At 39.9% G+C, this 18299-nt stretch carries 13 protein-coding genes; all 13 read left to right on the top strand.

From position 1 onward, the window contains the following. Positions 1 to 65: 65 nt before the first annotated feature. The 13 genes from rfbC to IQ246_RS13920 all read left to right on the top strand — a co-directional run bounded on the left by rfbC (position 66) and on the right by IQ246_RS13920 (position 18293). On the top strand, positions 66 to 623 hold the full coding sequence (gene rfbC / locus IQ246_RS13980) for a dTDP-4-dehydrorhamnose 3,5-epimerase (RefSeq protein WP_194003966.1): 558 nt from the start codon (positions 66 to 68) through the stop codon (positions 621 to 623). Positions 624 to 799: 176 nt separating this feature from the next. Beyond that, the gene (locus tag IQ246_RS13975; RefSeq protein ID WP_194003965.1) at positions 800 to 2041 is read left to right on the top strand and encodes a glycosyltransferase; all 1242 of its coding nucleotides are present in this window, start codon (positions 800 to 802) and stop codon (positions 2039 to 2041) included. A 135-nt stretch (positions 2042 to 2176) separates the two neighbouring features. Further along, a complete protein-coding gene (locus tag IQ246_RS13970) occupies positions 2177 to 3490 on the top strand; it encodes an NAD(P)H-dependent oxidoreductase (RefSeq protein ID WP_194003964.1) in 1314 nt (437 codons plus the stop codon). A gap of 640 nt (positions 3491 to 4130) precedes the next feature. Beyond that, positions 4131 to 5231, top strand: a complete 1101-nt coding sequence (locus IQ246_RS13965; protein ID WP_194003963.1) for a glycosyltransferase — start codon at positions 4131 to 4133, stop codon at positions 5229 to 5231. 81 nt (positions 5232 to 5312) lie between these two features. Then, positions 5313 to 7541, top strand: coding sequence for a polysaccharide biosynthesis tyrosine autokinase (locus tag IQ246_RS13960; RefSeq protein WP_194003962.1), 2229 nt, complete (start codon positions 5313 to 5315; stop codon positions 7539 to 7541). A gap of 673 nt (positions 7542 to 8214) precedes the next feature. Next, the gene (hepC, locus tag IQ246_RS13955; protein WP_194003961.1) at positions 8215 to 8979 is read left to right on the top strand and encodes a heterocyst development glycosyltransferase HepC; all 765 of its coding nucleotides are present in this window, start codon (positions 8215 to 8217) and stop codon (positions 8977 to 8979) included. Between the two features lie 123 nt (positions 8980 to 9102). Further along, the gene (gene hepA / locus IQ246_RS13950) at positions 9103 to 10953 is read left to right on the top strand and encodes a heterocyst formation ABC transporter subunit HepA (protein WP_194003960.1); all 1851 of its coding nucleotides are present in this window, start codon (positions 9103 to 9105) and stop codon (positions 10951 to 10953) included. A gap of 75 nt (positions 10954 to 11028) precedes the next feature. Next, entirely contained in the window at positions 11029 to 12198 is a 1170-nt protein-coding gene (locus tag IQ246_RS13945; RefSeq protein ID WP_194003959.1) for a glycosyltransferase family 4 protein, read from the top strand. Positions 12199 to 12366: 168 nt separating this feature from the next. Further along, on the top strand, positions 12367 to 13533 hold the full coding sequence (locus IQ246_RS13940; protein ID WP_194003958.1) for a glycosyltransferase family 4 protein: 1167 nt from the start codon (positions 12367 to 12369) through the stop codon (positions 13531 to 13533). Positions 13534 to 13616: 83 nt separating this feature from the next. Continuing rightward, positions 13617 to 14609: a glycosyltransferase family 2 protein gene (locus IQ246_RS13935; RefSeq protein ID WP_194003957.1), complete on the top strand. Its 993-nt coding sequence runs from the start codon at positions 13617 to 13619 to the stop codon at positions 14607 to 14609. Positions 14610 to 14672: 63 nt separating this feature from the next. Beyond that, complete coding sequence (locus IQ246_RS13930) at positions 14673 to 15872, top strand: glycosyltransferase family 4 protein (RefSeq protein WP_194003956.1); 1200 nt, start codon at positions 14673 to 14675, stop codon at positions 15870 to 15872. Beyond that, a complete protein-coding gene (locus tag IQ246_RS13925) occupies positions 15790 to 16728 on the top strand; it encodes a glycosyltransferase family 2 protein (RefSeq protein WP_194003955.1) in 939 nt (312 codons plus the stop codon). The genes IQ246_RS13930 and IQ246_RS13925 overlap by 83 nt, the downstream gene beginning before the upstream one ends. Before the next feature lie 125 nt (positions 16729 to 16853). Then, a complete protein-coding gene (locus IQ246_RS13920) occupies positions 16854 to 18293 on the top strand; it encodes an O-antigen ligase domain-containing protein (protein ID WP_194003968.1) in 1440 nt (479 codons plus the stop codon). Positions 18294 to 18299: the final 6 nt, after the last annotated feature.

Raw genomic sequence — 18299 nt, 5'->3', positions numbered from 1 at the left:
CCCCATGCCCCATGCCCCATGCCCCATCTCTACGAATCAGTTCACGAATCAAATCGGATTACTATATGATATTTACCAAAACCGCACTCCAAGACGCATTCATCATTGATTTAGAAGAAAAGCCAGATCACCGTGGTTTTTTCGCGCGGACTTTTTGCGCTCAAGAATTTCAGGCGCACGGATTAAAGCCAATAGTTGCTCAATGTAACCTATCTTTCAACTACAAAAAAGGCACTCTGCGGGGAATGCACTATCAAGTTCTTCCAGCAGCAGAAACGAAATTAATTCGCTGTACTAAAGGTGCTATCTATGACGTAATTATTGATATGCGTCCTGAGTCTCCTAGTTTTCTATCACACATTGGTGTAGAACTTACAGCAGACAACCACCGCGCTTTGTATGTTCCAGAAATGTTTGCCCACGGTTATCAAGCACTCGCTGATGAGACTGAGGTTGTGTATCAAGTAGGTGAATTTTACACGCCAGGTTATGAGAAAGGTCTACGCTATGACGACCCATTTTTTAACATTGATTGGCCTTTAGATGTAACTGAAATTTCTGATAAAGATTTAAACTGGCCTTTGTTGAGAATGATGAGTGTTGGAGGTACAAGTTCTAGATAACTATAGCAGTCTTAAATGATTTATGATAGTCCTCTGTTTGCACACAGCTTCATTCAGCTTTAGTGATTATCAAAACTCATCTAGATTGCTATATGTAATTGTCAATCGGCAATTAAAACCTGACAGAAAATTTCTAAATACTATCTGCTTAGTTTCGTGAAATTGGAATACACCAAGTGCCAAACAATACCATATCTCATCTTGCTACTTCTATCTCTTCTTTGATCAAAAAAGTAAAAACTCGCATCGATTACATCAAAACGTTGCAGGTTGTTTCTCTCAAGCCAAACCAACCTTCTAAAGGAAATGTGCTTCTTTCTTATCGGATTGAACCATTCCTGTTAAAACCTGGTCAGCCTGTCCCCAATGACCAAAGTTGGAATTGGGAGTGTCTACTCATCGCGCAAACTTTTTTAGACCTGGGCTATAGCGTTGATGTTATACAGTTCTACAATGATGAATTCGTTCCTCAAAAAGACTACGCATTTTTCATTGACCTACGTCATCGGCTAGAAGCACTTGCACCATTCCTTAATAAAGATTGCATCAAAATTTTTCACGTTGACATTGCTAATATGGTGTTTCGCAATGCGGCTGAATGTAACAGGCTTCTAGAATTACAACAGCGTAGAGGTATTACTTTACGTCCGCAGCGGTTTGAAACGCCTAACTTGGGAATTGAATATGCCGATTACGCTACTGTTTTGGGCAACAATTTCACAGTTAATACATTCAAATATGCTAACAAACCGATGTTTCGTATTCCTATTTCTTCGTCATACGTTTATCCCTGTCCCGACGGGAAAGACTTTGAAACGATAAAAAAGCGTTTTTTATGGTTTGGGGGTAGTGCTTTAGTTCTCAAAGGTTTAGACTTAGTTTTAGATGCCTTTGCTCAAATGCCAGAATACCATTTAACAGTTTGTGGCCCAGTCAGTAACGACAAAGAATTTGAGAAAGCATTCTATAAAGAGTTGTATGAAACACCAAACATTCATACTCATGGTTGGATTGATGTTAGTAGTCCTGAGTTTTTAGAAATTACAAATAACTGTTTAGGACTTGTTTATCCTTCTGTTTCTGAGGGACAGGCAGGAGCGGTAATAACTAGCTTGCAAGCCGGGTTAATTCCAATTTTAACCTACGAATCTGGCGTGGATGTTCACGATTTTGGCGTAATTTTAAAGGACTATTCCCTTGAAGAAATTAAGGCAACAGTTAGAAGAATTGCTAATTTGCCTGGAGAAGACCTAAAACTAATGTCTCGTAAGGCGTGGGAATATGCAAGAGCAAATCATACCAAAGAAAAGTTTGCTGAAGCCTACCGAAGTGCTGTGGAGCAAATGATAGAACATAGACAGAAAAAACAGGCATCTTTCACGGAGTCTAGCAAACAATCAGTTAGTAGCTATAGCTAATAAGTGAACACTAAACAGTTATCAGTTTCTTTTATTTATGGGAATTAACTACTAACTACTAACTGATAACTGATTAAGTGCAAGTTTATAGAGAATTGGTATCCCAACAAACAGTTCTATTAAGGAGTTTAGTTAATGATTATTATTGATCGCGCTTTACAAAACCGCGCAGCAGCAGGTAATCCCATCAAAGTGGCGATGATTGGTGCTGGCTTTATGGGTCGAGGAATTGCTAATCAGATTGTCAATTCAGTTCCGGGAATGGAGTTAGTTGCTATCTCTAATCGTGGGATTGATGCAGCTAAACAAGCTTATTTAGAAGCAGGAGTTGAAGAGATTCAAATTGTTGCAACCGTCAGCGAATTGGAAGATGCGATCGCATCTTCTAAGTATGCTGTCACAGAAGATGCTAAGTTACTTTGCCGCGCCGAAGGAATCGAGGCCATAATCGAAGTCACAGGTGCTGTAGAGTTTGGCGCTCATATCGTCTTAGAAGCGATCGCCCATCGCAAACATGTGATTATGATGAATGCTGAACTCGATGGCACTATCGGCCCGATCCTAAAAGTGTATGCCGATAAAGCTGGGGTGATTCTCAGCGCCTGTGATGGCGATCAGCCAGGGGTGCAAATGAATCTTTACCGATTTGTGAAAAGCATTGGTTTAACTCCGTTATTGTGCGGTAACATTAAAGGACTTCAAGACCCCTATCGTAATCCCACTACCCAAGAAGCATTTGCCAAGCGTTGGGGTCAAAAACCCCACATGGTAGCCAGCTTTGCCGACGGAACAAAAATTTCCTTTGAGCAGGCGATCGTTGCCAACGCCACAGGGATGAAAGTTGCCAAACGGGGGATGCTGGGATATGACTTCAACGGTTATGTTGAAGAAATGACCCATCTTTATGATGTTGAACAACTCAAGCAACTAGGCGGTATCGTCGATTATGTAGTTGGAGCAAAACCTGGGCCTGGTGTGTATGTCTTTGCCACTCACGATGACCCCAAGCAACGCCACTACCTCAACTTGTACAAACTAGGTGAAGGCCCGCTTTACAGCTTCTATACTCCCTATCACCTCTGTCATTTTGAAGTTCCTTTATCTGTCGCTCGTGCTGTCCTGTTCCAAGATGCTGTTATGTCTCCACTAGCTGGGCCACTCGTGGATGTTGTCACCACAGCTAAAATCGACCTGAGAGCTGGAGAAACCCTGGATGGCATCGGCTACTATATGACCTACGGACAATGTGAAAACTCCCACATCGTCCAAGAGCAAAATCTCCTACCAATTGGTTTAGCCGAAGGATGTCGCTTGAAGCGAGATGTTTCTAAAGATCAAGTCCTTACTTATGAGGATGTAGAATTGCCTCAAGGCAGACTCTGCGACCAACTACGAACTGAGCAAAACGCTTATTTTGCTCCAGAAAAGATTCTTGCAGCAGTAGGGTAGACTCTAGATTTTATAGATAGTAGTAGTAGCAAGTTTTTATGTGTAGTTATCAGAATAGTTAACTGTCTGCTCTCCAAATCAGAACAAGTTTATCAATAAATGATGATGCCAATATCATAAATGAATGGTGTACAACTACTATCTCAATATTCTGGTATCAACATAAATTGATTAGGAATATTTTCTAGACCAGTGTAGATATTTCAAGTAATACAGCAGTTAGCATTTTCATGAATCATAAGTAGAGACGTTACATGTAACGTCTCTACATGTAACGTCTCTACAGGGTTTCGGGTTTCATTTATGTACTTCATATACCTGAAATCTGCTGTATTTAGAGGATATTTGAAAAGTTCCTGTTAATACATCAAACTCTTGGATAACCTCTTAATCTTTACTTCTATGTGGGTTATGGGGATATACAAAACATTTTGTACTTCTCAAATATCCTCAAAAAGGATAAGTGAAAAGGCTGAAAAAATGATAGTTAGTAGTAACGATATTTAGCTCTTTAAAACCTTATGCAGAGCGATAAATCCTTCATTGCAAACGAAAGTTATACTACTGAATACTAAAGTTGTTAATAGTAAATTGCTGATTAACTTTCAGAAAAGCTTTATTATAACTTCAGGTAACATTAATGAAAATTGCTCTAGTCCATGATTATTTAACCCAGCGCGGTGGGGCAGAGCGCGTGTTTGAATTGCTATGTAAGCGCTACCCCGAAGCTGATATTTTTACATCTTTGTACGACCGCCAAAAAACTATTGATGTAGGTGAGCGTATAGTTAACACGACTTTCTTACAAAAGATTCCGGGTGCAGCAAAGTATTTTAGGTTGATAGCTCCTCTATACTTCCCAGCTTTTAGAGCATTAAATCTGCAAGACTACGATTTGATTATCAGCAGTAGTACCAGCTTCGCCAAAGCAGTACGAAAACGCCCAAATGCCCGCCACGTCTGCTTTTGTCATAACGTCACCCGTTTTTTGTGGGATACAGCAACTTATTTACGGGAGTACGGAGACTATCGATACTTTGCTCCTTTAATCGAATACATTTTCCAATTAATGAGAAACGTAGACCTGACTTATGCTCAGGAACCTGACTTGTATATAGCTAATTCCAGTGTTGTCGCCCGGCGCATTCAAAATATTTACGGCAAACCCGCAATTGTAGTTAACTATCCAATTGATACTAGTAACTTTGTTTTTTCGGATATAAAAGATGAATATTATCTGGCCTCAGCTAGAATGATCAGCTATAAACGTCTTGATATAATTATCGAAGCTTTTAATTGGCTAGGGTGGCGGTTATTAATATCAGGTGACGGGCCAGAACAAGAACGGTTAAAGTCTAAAGCATTAGATAATATTGAATTCTTAGGACACGTAAGTGATGGAACACGCAAAGACTTATTTTCTAAAGCTAAGTCTGTTATTGTTGCAGCGTTGGAAGACTATGGTTTAGTTCCAGTAGAAGCTAATGCCAGTGGAACACCTGTCATCGCCTACGGCGCAGGTGGAGTATTAGATACTCAAATACCTGGTAAAACAGGAGTCTTCTTTAAAAGACAGACACCGGAATCCCTGCAAGCTGCTTTACTAGAAGGCGGAAAAATCACTTGGAATTACGAGCATATCCGTAATCATGCAGTGACAAATTTTTCCGAAAAAGCGTTCTTTAGTAAAGTCGAGAAAATTATTGGTCAAGCGCGTGGTGTGCATCAATCGTTCATTTGATTTGTTCGGTGTATCTCTACGTGGAAGCAAACTACCTACAGCCTCTCGTAGAGAAGACAAGAGAAGATAAGGATAATAAAAGTGATTCAAAATAGTCTAAATCCACATATAACTACAGTCCCGGAAACTGAACCAGGCTACGGACAATTATTTGCAATATTTGTGCGGAGATTTCCCTGGTTTTTAGCAGTATTTATTAGTTCTATTGCTATTGCAGGTATAGTAACTTCTAGGACACATCCTACTTACAAAAGTTCGATGCAACTGCTAATAGAGCCTAACTATCAAGGCAAGAAGGAAGCAACTGGAACAGAAAGTCAGTTTACTGATTCTAGTGTTGTCATCGATACTGCTACCCAGCTGAACTTGATGCAAGGTTCTGGACTCATACAAAAAGCAGTTGATAAACTTCAGCCTGACTATCCAGATATAACAACAGCTGAAATTAAAAAGTCTTTGGTTTTAAATCAATTAAGAACTAAAGAAGATAATGTCGTTACTAAAATATTTCAAGTTGAGTATATCGATACAGATCCAGAGAAGACACAAAAAGTTCTGAATGCAATTCGGCAAGTTTATTTAGAATACAACAAACAACAGCAGGATTTACGTTTACAGAAAGGTCTGCAAATTATCAGGGAGCAGTTGAGTAAAGCCAGTGAAGAAGTAAATGCCTCAGAAGCAAACCTACAAAGATTTCGCCGAAACCAAAATTTAATTGATCCAGAGGCACAGGCCAAAGCAATTGAAACAGCTTTGAATACTATTGAGCAAGAACGACAGGCCACTCGTTCTCAGTATGAGGAGGCTTTTGCACGCCAAAAATCATTGGAAGAACAACTCAACCGTTCTCCACAAAATGCTCTAGTTTCTTCCCGTCTGAGTCAGTCTACTCGCTATCAAGGCTTACTGAATGAAATCCAAAAATCAGAACTGGCTCTAGCACAGGAACGCTTACGTTTCACGGATGAAACTCCAAGCGTGCAAAAGTTCAAAGACCAACTTCAAAGCCAAAAGGTATTACTGCAACAAGAAGTAGGAAGGACTTTAGGCGGAAAGCCCGCAGGTGCATTCTCTGCTGGACAATCTCTTCTTGAACAAGGACAGCTCGGTGAAATTGACCTCAACCTTGCCGGTCAGTTAGTGGAGACGCAGACAACTATAGTTGCTTTAAGTGCTCGCGATCAAACTTTGACACAGAAACAGAACGAGTTGCGCTTGGAACTTAAACGCTTTCCTCCTCTGTTGGCTTATTACAATCGCATGTTGCCACAATTACAATTTAGTCGTGAAAGGTTGGAGCAACTTTTAAGAGCAGAGCAACAATTGCGTCAAGAACTTTCCAAAGGTGGATTTAATTGGGAAGTTGTAGAAGATCCCCAAAGAGGCGCACAGTTAGGCCCGAACCTCCAGCAGAATCTATTGTTGGGTGCAGTAGTTGGGTTAATGTTAGGAGGCGTTGCTGCCTTTATTCGAGAAGCAGCTGATGATGCTGTTCATACCACCGCTGAGTTGGAGAAGCAGGTTGCTCTGCCGTTGTTGGGAACGACTCCCAAGTTACCACCTGCTAAAACCAGAGAATCAATGATCAAGTTGCCTTTTGGCAAGCCAGAAGTTCTCGCCCCCTGGACAATTCAGGTGTTGCAATCCCCACCACGTTGGGAATCGCTGGATCTTATCTACAAAAATATTGAACTTTTAAATTCTGTTTCTAGCTTGAAGTCTTTGATGATTACCTCGGCTTTGGCTGATGAGGGTAAGTCAGCTTTAGCATTGGGTTTGGCAATGAGTGCTGCTCGTTTACACAAACGAGTACTTTTAATTGATGCCAATTTAAGAGATCCCAGTTTGCACAAACAGCTAAATCTTCCTAATGAACAGGGGCTTTCAACTCTATTGGCGAGTGATGTCACTCTACCCAACCAGATTAGTATTCAGTACTCAGGCTCATCCTACATCGATATTTTGACCGCTGGGCCAACGCCTGCTGATTCAGCTAATCTCTTGAGTTCCCCTCGGATGATGCAATTGATGGCAACATTTGAGGAGAACTATGATTTGGTACTTATAGATGCTTCTCCAGTTCTCGGCTTGGTGGATGCTATGCTTACCGCATCATCTTGTCGTAGCGTAGTACTGGTAGCAAGCATTGGTGGGGTGACGCGAGCCCAACTTGCTCAAGCTACAACTATGCTAAGCAGGTTAAATCTTATTGGTGTTGTGGCAGATGGAGTATCAAACTCTGCTAATACCTACGTTCCTTATGTAAAACAACAACGATTAGCCCTCAAACAAGCCGTGGAAAAATAGCTAGATGATTTTCACGCAACTATTCTGTTTTCAGAGGATTTTTAATCATTTGAGGTAGATGCCTTCTTTGGTGTCACACTCTGGCAAATCTTGTAGATAGTGCGATCGCACATATAGTCGTTTGCAACCGAGCAATACACGATAGGGGCACAATATATTGTGCCCTTACAATGATTTAATTAAATTATTTGTAATAAATAAACTTTTTCAATGTCAAAAGTTAATTGTATTACTATTAACAGAAGCCAGTATTTCACAAGATATTTATAATTAGCTAGATGAAACAGTGCTTATTTAAAGAGTCAATAAAGAATTTATTTAAGCATTATTCACTCTCACATATTCTTATATTCTAGAGATTAAAGCCTCTTCCAAAAGGCTAGAAAATAAAAGTAGACTGGTTTGGTTAGCTCAATCGAAATAAGCAGATAAATACAATTCCTCCGCTATATTTATTGTTATTTATCTACTTAGGATCTTTCTCGTTTGTACATCTTAAAACCAGCATGATTACGCAAAATATGTATTCGCCTAGAAAACAAGTAAAAACAGCATATTTTGCACGCCATTATCTACAGTTTTTTGGGGCAAAAAAGATTCAGTTTGAATCTTTTACCTTGATAGTCTTTGATAACACTTCAGCAAGTCATCACTGTATAAATCCAAAGACATTATGACAACCTCAATAATTCCAACTCTACAGAATTTTTATAATGTTACTCAGCAGCAGCAACTTAATCCCTCCTCACACTGCACACTTGTGTGGCGGCGGGGTCAGCTGTTGGTAAAACTTCCTGGAGAAGTAAAACAACCATATCTACCTTCATTAGATAATGAGCAATTGTTAGTAGATTGTTTAAAACATTCTCCAATAAATTTGGTGAGCATAGACCCAAAGCTCGGCGAGACTTTGCTGAGGTTCTGGGCCAATGCGTGCGAGCAAGCTCATAAGCCATTATTCCTACGCATTCGCTCTGGTAATCAACCAACGAGACAAGGTAGCTATCCATTGAAGTGGTTACAGCGACTAATTGATTGGATTACTGCTTTAGTATTACTACTATTAGTAAGTCCAGTTATGCTGATATTAGTTGTGCTGATGCAATTTGAATCGCCAGAATCACTTTTTTCTCATGAGTGGTATGTTGGAGAACGAGGTAAACTCTTTCAAGCAATTAAATTTTGCCCAACTGCAAAGCAAAACATCACACCATTAGGGCGTTGGATGCGTAAATATGATCTGGATAATTTGCCTCAGTTATTGAATGTACTGCGTGGTGAAATGAGTTTGATGGGATCTCGTTGTTGGACTTTGAAAGATGCAGTAGAGCTAAGTTTACAAGGAAAGCGATCGCTAAATCAACTATCAGAGATTACTGCTTCGTGGGATATGGATACACAGTCCAACTTATTACCTTTGGATAGCCCAACACTGTAATTTATTTATTGCTTATCAGTTTTTTAAGTAGTACAGTTCGTAGTTAGCGCTTTAGTGAAGATAGCGCTAACTACAAGCTGTAATATCTATTTGCCTTGCGAAACTATTTTTGACAAATCATCCATGCATTTCAAACTATCTCGGTCATTCCACAATTGGTTCAAAGCTACTAGCTTCTGGAAAAACAATTATTTGATTTTACGAGAATTTAAACACTTTCGTAAAATTGCTATACTTGCCTTAATATTCTCATTTTTAGCTGCAACGTTTGAAGGTGTTAGTATTGGTTTTTTGCTATCATTTTTGCAAAGTTTAACTAGCCCTAATGCCCAACCAATAAAGATAGGAATAGACTGGTTTGATAATTTAATTCTCGGAGCTAATACCTCAGCATTTAGTCGTTTATACAGAATTTCTTTACTAATTCTGTTGAGTACATGGTTACGCGTAGGCTTCAATTATTTTGCACAAGTATATACTGAATTATCTCAATTACATCTTGGCGATCGCCTACGTAAGCAAATTTTTGAACAGTTACAATCATTGTCGCTCAGCTACTTTGCAAAAACTCGTTCTGGTGAACTGATTAACACAATTACCACAGAAATTGAGCGTGTAAGACAAGGTTTTAGCGGGGCTGCATTTTTATTTAGTAAAGGGATAACAACTTTGGTATATTTAATATCAATGTTTGTACTTTCATGGCAACTCACGCTGATTGCAGTCTTGTTATTTACACTTTTAGGTGTGGGATTGTCAACTCTGAATGCCAGAGTTCGAGAAACAAGTTTTGGCATGTCGGTAGCTAACGGTAATTTTACATCAACAGCCATAGAGTTTATTAATGGCATTCGTACCGTTCATGCTTCTAGTACTCAAGAATTTGAACGTCAGCGTTACTACAAAGCTAGCGATCGCGTAGTTAGTAGTTCCACTAAAGTTATATTAATCTGGACACTGGTAAGACCAATTGCTGAAGGAATAGGTACTACAGTATTGCTCGGAATGATTATTTTGGCGTTTACCAGCTTTGTGGTCAATGGAACGCTACAAGTAGCTTCTTTATTAACCTTCTTCTTTGTACTATTGCGCCTCGTGCCATTCGTTCAAGATATTAATGGCACAAGAGCATTTATCAGCACTCTCCAAGGCTCAGCAGACAACATTAACAACCTATTGAAAACTGATGATAAAATTTACTTTCAAAACGGCACAATTCAGTTTCAAGATTTAAAAAGGTCAATCAATTTAGTATCAGTTGATTTTGGCTATAGTGCCGATAACCTGGTACTGCATAATGTTACGCTCACCATTGAACGTGGAAAAATGACAGCGCTAATAGGAGCGTCTGGTGCTGGTAAAACAACACTTGCCGATTTAATTCCCCGGTTTTATGATGCTACAGAGGGGAATATTTATATAGATGAAATAGATTTGCGGCAGTTTGAAATTAACTCTCTACGTCGCAAAATAGCTGTTGTTAGTCAAGACACATTTATTTTCAATACTTCTGTTCGGAATAACATTGCTTACGGTACACCAGAAGCAAGTGAAATTGAAATTAGAGAAGCTGCTCAACTAGCGAATGCATTAGAATTTATTCTGGAAATGCCCGAAGGTTTTGACACACAACTAGGAGACAGAGGTGTGCGGTTATCTGGAGGACAAAGACAGCGAATTGCAATTGCGCGTGCTTTACTGCGTAACCCAGAAATTTTGATTTTAGATGAAGCAACTAGCGCCTTAGATTCTATATCTGAGCGTTTAATTCAAGACTCATTAGAAAAGCTATCTGTTGGGAGAACAGTAATTGCGATCGCTCACCGTCTTTCTACTATTGCTAAAGCAGATAAAGTCGTAGTACTAGAACAGGGACGTATTGTAGAGCAAGGTAAATATCAAGAACTACTTGATCTGAAAAACAAGCTTTGGAAATATCATCAAATGCAGTATGAATCAGGTAAGGCAAAATAGACTTTAAAAGCTATTTAGCATCTATAAGTTTAGAGATTAAGTTTGCTTAAAATCCACTATTGCTAACTCAAAGTTATGAAAATTACTCTTACTTGCAATACAAGTTTAGGTACAGGAGGACAAGGAGTCTGCTTAGCAAATGCAGCCACAGGTTTAAGCCAATTAGCAGATTTAACTGTATTTTGTGCAGGTTTGGAAATACCTCATACAGATTTTCCAATTTATCCCGTTGGATATTCTCGCTGGAGCAAACAATTACTTGCTACTCCCTTACTGCGTCGTCGTAATGATTGGGCTGTATTACTTAGTGATTTATATTTTGATCAACAGGTAAGTAAAAAGTTACAATCTCAGCCCTGTGATTTAATTATGGGGGTAGCAGGTCAAACTAATTTAGGCTTTAGGGTAGCCAAAGCAAAAGGTGCGATCGCCTGGCTTTATTGCCTTAATAATTACCTCCCCTTCATGCAGGAACAAATTCAACAAGAGATGCAGTTTCTCTCTGACTCCACTGTAGCAACAATGAATCCCATGATGCTGCAACGCTTCTTAGAAGAGTGTACGCAAGCTGATTTAATCGTTGTACTTTCACAGGTTGCTAAACAATCATTTATTGATACAGGATTTTCTCCAGAAAAAATTGCTATCCTCACTCCTTTTATTAATACTGAAAAATTTTATCCATCTGCCAAAACTGACTCAACATTTCGTGCTCTTTATGTAGGCACAATTGAACCTCGTAAAGGAGTTCAATATTTAATTCATGCCTTTTTGCAAGCGAAAATTCCTAATTCTGAATTATTATTAATTGGTGGTACATCAACACGTGTATTACGACTGCTTGTAGAAAAAACACTAAGTAAAAATTCTCATATTAAACAAGAATTTTGGAACTTCAATCATCAAGACCCTGTACAAGTATTCAGTCGTTGCTCAGTCCTAGTTTTACCTTCCGTTGAAGATGGTTTTGGACTAGTAGTACTCGAAGCAATGGCTTGCGGTTTACCTGTAATTGTCACTTCTCATTGTGGTGCTGCCGATTTAGTAAAAGACGGCGTGAATGGGTTTATTGTACCACCCAGAGATGAGAAAGCTATTGCGGAAAAATTGGATTTGTTAGCTGCTAATGAATCGATTTGTCTAGAAATGGGTAGAGCAGCTAGAAGTACTGCCATTGCCTATACTGAAGAACTTTACAACCAAAAACTACAACAAATATTTATAACTCAAGGATTGCTCAACTGAAATATTATAGTAATCCGGTTTAATTGCTGAATCACTCGTAGAGACAGGGAATAGGGAATGGGGAAGAAGTAATAAAGATGTACTGATTTTTTTCAATAATCAAATAGGAACCCTATAGATATTGGTTAATAACATCTAATTGAGTCTGGAAATAGTAAGGAAGTAATAATGTCAAATTTAATCAAAGAAACTGAGAAATTTCCAAAAAAAATCTCACATGGAATATCTGCTAAAAAACTGATTTATCACTGCTCTGGGTTTGAAATAAATGGAAGTGGAGGAGCTGAAACTTATTTAACTTCTCTCATTAATTCTCAACTACCTGATGTGAGCGATCGCGTTTTAAAATCACTCCAAAATGTTGACCAAAGCCAGTTTAAATTAGTTCACATTCATAGTCCAGACTTATTATTGGGGCTGACGGGAAAATGTCCTGCTGTCTTCACTGTTCATAATCATTCAACATACTGCCCTAGTGGCACAAAATATTTAGCGGGTCAGGGTGCAATTTGTGAGCGAAATTTCTCGTATCTAGGATGTACTTGGGGCAAAATAGTAGATGGCTGTGGTAGCCGTAGACCTCAAAGAGTGGTTAAAGAATTCATGCACTCTCAGCAGGTACTAAATATCTTAAAAAATCAGAAAATTACTGTTATTGCTAATAGCAACTATGTACGAGGACAGTTAATGCAAAATGGTGTGCCACCTGAAAAAATTATTACTCTACGTTGTGGTACTGAAGTACCCAAAATGGGCACAAAACCCCTAAGTTTAGAAATTCATCAAAATCATAGAATTTTGTTTGTTGGACGGATTGTACCTGATAAAGGACTGGAATGGTTGCTAAAAACTTTAGTGCATACAAATCCGCAAATTCAACTCGATATTGCAGGTGAAGGATGGGATAGACTCCGATTAGAAAAATTAGCTAACTCACTAGGATTAAATAACCGGATAACTTGGCATGGTTGGTGTGATGGTGACAAATTAAATGCACTTTATCAACAGTGTTTTGCTGTCGTATTTCCCAGTGTTTGGCCTGAACCTGCTGGACTTGTCACTCTTGAGGCTTATGCTCGTTATCGACCTGTAATTGCCAGTGCAGTTGGAGGTATTCCAGAGCACTTACGAGATGGTGAAACAGGTATTCTTGTTCCAGCTAATGATATTAATAAGCTAGCTAGTGCTATTACTGAATTAGATATAGATTATCAAAAAAGTCGCCATATTGGCGAGCAAGGTCATGCTTTTTTGATGAAAGAACTTACAATGGATATTCATATAAAACGTCTGCAAGAGATTTATGAAAGAATCATCCTTGAGTTTTTTGTTTAAAGTAATTAATTGCTAAAATAAATCAAGCCAAATTGGCTGCTTTGGGGGATAACTTTTACCGGAAACATCACGGAGTAAAAAACATGTTATTGAATCAAGAATGTCAACAGCCTTTAGTTAGTGTTATTATTCCAACCTATAATCGACCAGAGTATCTTCAGCTAGCGATCGCTAGTGCTGTTAAACAGACTTATCAAAATATTGAAATTATTATTTCTGATAATTGTAGTCCAGAAAATCCTCAAGCTATTGTCGAATCTTTTGGCGATTCACGCATCAGATTTTGGCGACAACCGCAAAATTTAGGTATGTTTGCTAATCAGCAACACGGCTTCAAAATGGCGCAAGGTAAATACGTTGGTAGCCTCCATGATGATGATATGTGGAATGAAGACTTTTTAGCAAAGCTTATACCAATTTTAGAATCAAATTCTGAATTAGTTCTCGCTTTTTGCGATCAATATATCATAGATGCACATAGCCAAATTAATCATGCTGGAACCGAAGAAAATACACGCGCTTACAAACGAGATAAATTAGCACAAGGAACTTATCAATCTTTCTTCAAGATTGGGTTAGTAGATAAAAGTATAGCTACCGCCGCGGCTTGTGTGATTCGTAATGATGTTGTTGATTGGAATAGTATTCCCCCAGAAGTTGGCGGCATGTGGGATTTATATTTAACTTACCTCTGCTGTATATCTGGTCGTGGTGCTTACTATTATCCAGAAAGACTTACACGATATCGTGCCCATGAGCAAACTGACACTATGCTGAGTGGTAGTCGAGATGTGCGGGCAAAAATCCGCAAAGCTAAAAGTGAAATGTTTTGCTACAAAGTGTTTATGGAAGACACTCATTTACAAGAATTTAAGACGTATTTTCAACAGCAATGGTTAGCAGCTAACACTACTTTAGGAATTGGTTTACTGCGAATTAACCAGACAACAGCAGCACGTCCTTATTTTTGGCAAGTACTGAACAAACAAAAGTTTAATTTGCGAACTATCATAGCACTTACTCTCAGTTTCACTCCCCAACAAGTGGTAAGTAAATTGCTAGAAATATCGAAATAACCGAGTTATTTTAAAAATATAATATCGGAAGTAAAATTAGACTATTGGTAAAAGAGGTGATGCGTGAAACTTTGTATTATTACCCATAAAGTTAAACGAGGTGATGGTCAAGGCCGGGTAAATTATGAAGTTGCGAAAGAAGCAATTCGTCGAGGTCATCATCTAATATTATTAGCAAGTGAAGTTGCACCAGAATTAGAAAAAGATCACAAAGTTAACTGGATGGCAATTTCAGTTCAAGGATATCCGACCGAATTAATTCGGAATTTTATTTTTGCTAAAAAAAGTGCAGATTGGTTACGAAAACATCGCTCTAGCATTGATTTAGTCAAAGTCAATGGAGCAATTAGTATGGCTACTGCTGATGTGAATGCTGTACATTTTGTCCATAACTCATGGTTGCGATCGCCTGTTCACATTTCCCGCAACCGCCGAGATTTGTATGGTCTTTACCAGTGGCTTTTTACCGCTTTAAATGCCCGTTGGGAAAAACAAGCCTTTCAAACAGCGAAAATCGTCGTAGCCGTATCCGAAAAAGTAGCACAGGAATTAGTTAACATTGGCGTTCCTCGTTCTCGAATTCGGGTAATAGTCAATGGAGTTGATTTACAAGAGTTTGCTCCTGGTGTAGCATCTCGCCCAAAATTAGGACTCCCAGAGAATGTCACCCTAGCATTATTTGCTGGAGACATCCGCACACCCAGGAAGAACTTGGATACCGTGCTGCACGCCTTAGCAAAAGTTCCTGACTTACATCTAGTGGTGGTGGGTAACACCGAAGGTAGCCCCTTTCCCCAGCTAGCAGCATCTCTGGGATTAAATCAGCGCGTGCATTTTGTCGGATATCGACGTGATATCGCCGAAATTATGCGAGCAGTGGATTTATTCGTTTTTCCTTCCCGTTACGAAGCTTGCACCCTTGTATTGTTAGAAGCACTCGCCTCTGGACTGCCTGTAATTACTGCCACCGCAACAGGAGGTGCAGAATTAGTGACACCAGAATGTGGAGTCGTCTTACCAGACTCAGACGATACCAATGCTTTAGCAGCAGCACTGTTATCCTTAGTGAGCGATCGCATCTTAATGCAACAGATGGGCCAAGCAGCTCGCTCTGTAGCAGAACAACATAGCTGGACTACTATGGCGCAAACTTATGTGGATCTATTCGAGGAGTTAAGCAATGCAGAACACTGTTCTCATCCCGACCTATCGCCGTCCTCTAGATCTGTCCCGCTGCCTTTTAGCGCTACAGGAGCAAACTAAACCAGCCGATCAGGTGATAGTGGTTGTGCGTGACACGGATACAGAAACATGGCAATTCCTTGACCAATACAAATACAAAGCGCACAACCTGCCACTGCATACTGTAGAGGTAACGCAACCGGGGGTAGTAGCAGCCCTCAACGCTGGGCTAGCAGCAGTAGAGGGCGATATTGTTTCAATTACTGATGATGATGCCGCACCTCACCCAGATTGGTTAGAACGAATCGCCGCTCACTTTATCTGTGATCATCGCCTCGGCGGCGTAGGTGGGCGTGACTGGATACACCACGGTAGCAAACTAGAAGACGACTCCCGCCCAGTAGTCGGTCAGTTACAGTGGTTTGGGCGCGTGATTGGCAACCATCACCTGGGAATCGGAGAACCCCGCGGAGTCGATATTCTCAAAGGTGTGAACATGAGTTTTCGTACCCAAGCGTACGGACAATTGCGCTTTGATGAACGGATGCGAGGTACAGGAGCACAAGTACACTTTGAAATGGCATTCACTCTGGCTCTTAAGCGGGCTGGTTGGCAGATAATTTACGACCCCAATGTAGCTGTAGATCATTTTCCAGCCCAACGTTTTGATGAAGATCAGCGAAACAACTTTAATGAAATTGCCTTTATTAATTTAGTTCATAACGAAACTTTAGTTTTATTAGAACATCTGCCGTCTATCCGTCGTGCCGTCTTTTTGCTCTGGGCCGTATTCATTGGTACACGCGATAGCTTGGGCTTAGTACAATGCCTGAGACTGCTGCCCAACCAAGGTCAACTGGCAGGTAAAAAATTGCTGGCATCCTGGCGTGGGCGTTGGCAAGCATATCAGCAATTCAAAATGAGCAATGGTTTGTAGTAAGCACTTCAGTGCTTAAGAGTGAAATATCACTTGTAATCTGCATAATCTTCAAGGCGCTAAAGCACCTACTACAAACAGTTTCCAACTTTTCAATTAACTACCTGCATGGTGGAGATGTATTAGTGATTTCCAAGCAGATACTTTTCAATAGTTTTTTAAAAGAAAACTTTTCTCCGAAAGAGCGATCGCCACAAGGTTGGATTGTCATCCTCGGCTTTATATTCGTAACTGTAGCTTGCTATTTTGCCGGCGCTGCTGCCTTATTGCGCCTAATTTATCCAGTGACAGCTTTACTTGTAGCTGTGTTTTTATATTTACGGCATCCCATTCTCTACATCGGCTTTACTTGGTGGATATGGTTTCTCACCCCCTTAGCTACCCGGTTAGTTGATTATCGAGTTGGTTGGGATCCCACCCGTCAGATGCTCATCGCCCCCTACTTGGTTGTATTTGTAACTATAGGAAGCTTTTTACGCCACCTCCCTGGTGCTTATCGTCAGGGTGGCTTACCTTTTATTTTGGGTTTTGCCGGCGTTTTCTATGGCTTTTTAGTCGGGCTAATTTACAATTCACCGATTCCTGTAGCACGTGGTCTTCTAGACTGGCTAAGTCCAATTATCTTCGCTTTTCACTTATTCACAAACTGGCGAGACTATCCCAGTTATCGCCAAAATATTCAGCGCACATTTCTTTGGTGCGTGTTAATTACAGGAGCTTATGGCATATATCAATTTGTGATAGCTCCTGAGTGGGATCGATATTGGCTGATCGAATCAAAACTGTTTACCAGTTCGGGAAACCCTGTACCTTTTGGGATGCGTGTGTGGAGCACACTGCACTCAGTCGGGCCGTTTGGCTCTGTTATGCAAGCTGGGTTGTTGTTGTTATTTACCAGTTCGGGAAAATTAATTTTTCCTGCCTCAGCTGTTGGCTATTTGTCATTTTTACTAGCGCAAGCACGTACTAACTGGGGTGGTTGGTTGTTAGGAGTAATTATGATTATGGGTTCAGTTAAAGCTCGGATTCAAATGCGCCTAATTACAATAATTCTGGTGATGGCAATGTGTGTTATCCCTTTAGCAACCATCGAACCACTTTCTACAGTTATTGGTAGTCGATTGGAAACTTTTTATCATCTTCAAGAAGATGGCAGTTTTAAAGATAGATCAGGGAGTTATGACCGAAATCTTGGTCTAGCCCTTTCTAATGCTCTAGGTAGTGGTTTAGGAAATATCTGGAAGGTTAACGAAAAAACCGGTCAGATCGAAGTTGTTGTGATTGACAGTGGCATTTTAGATATGTTCTTTACCCTAGGGTGGTTTGGAGCCATACCTTACATGGGTGGGTTAATCTTAATGCTTTTCAGTGTTAGTCAATATAGTGAAGCTCGTTTTGATAGTTTTGTCAGTGCTGCCCGCGCCATTGGAATCAGTGCTTCCACACAGCTATTTATTGGTAGTGGCATGTTGAGTGTAGCAGGTATGATCCTTTGGGGCTTTTTAGCTATGACTATGGCAGCACATAAATACTATCAGCATCAAGGAATTACGACATTAAAATAAGGATCT

The sequence above is a fragment of the aff. Roholtiella sp. LEGE 12411 genome (assembly GCF_015206995.1).
Classification (GTDB): Bacteria; Cyanobacteriota; Cyanobacteriia; order Cyanobacteriales; family Nostocaceae; genus Komarekiella.
This window is presented reverse-complemented; position numbering and strand designations above follow the sequence as displayed.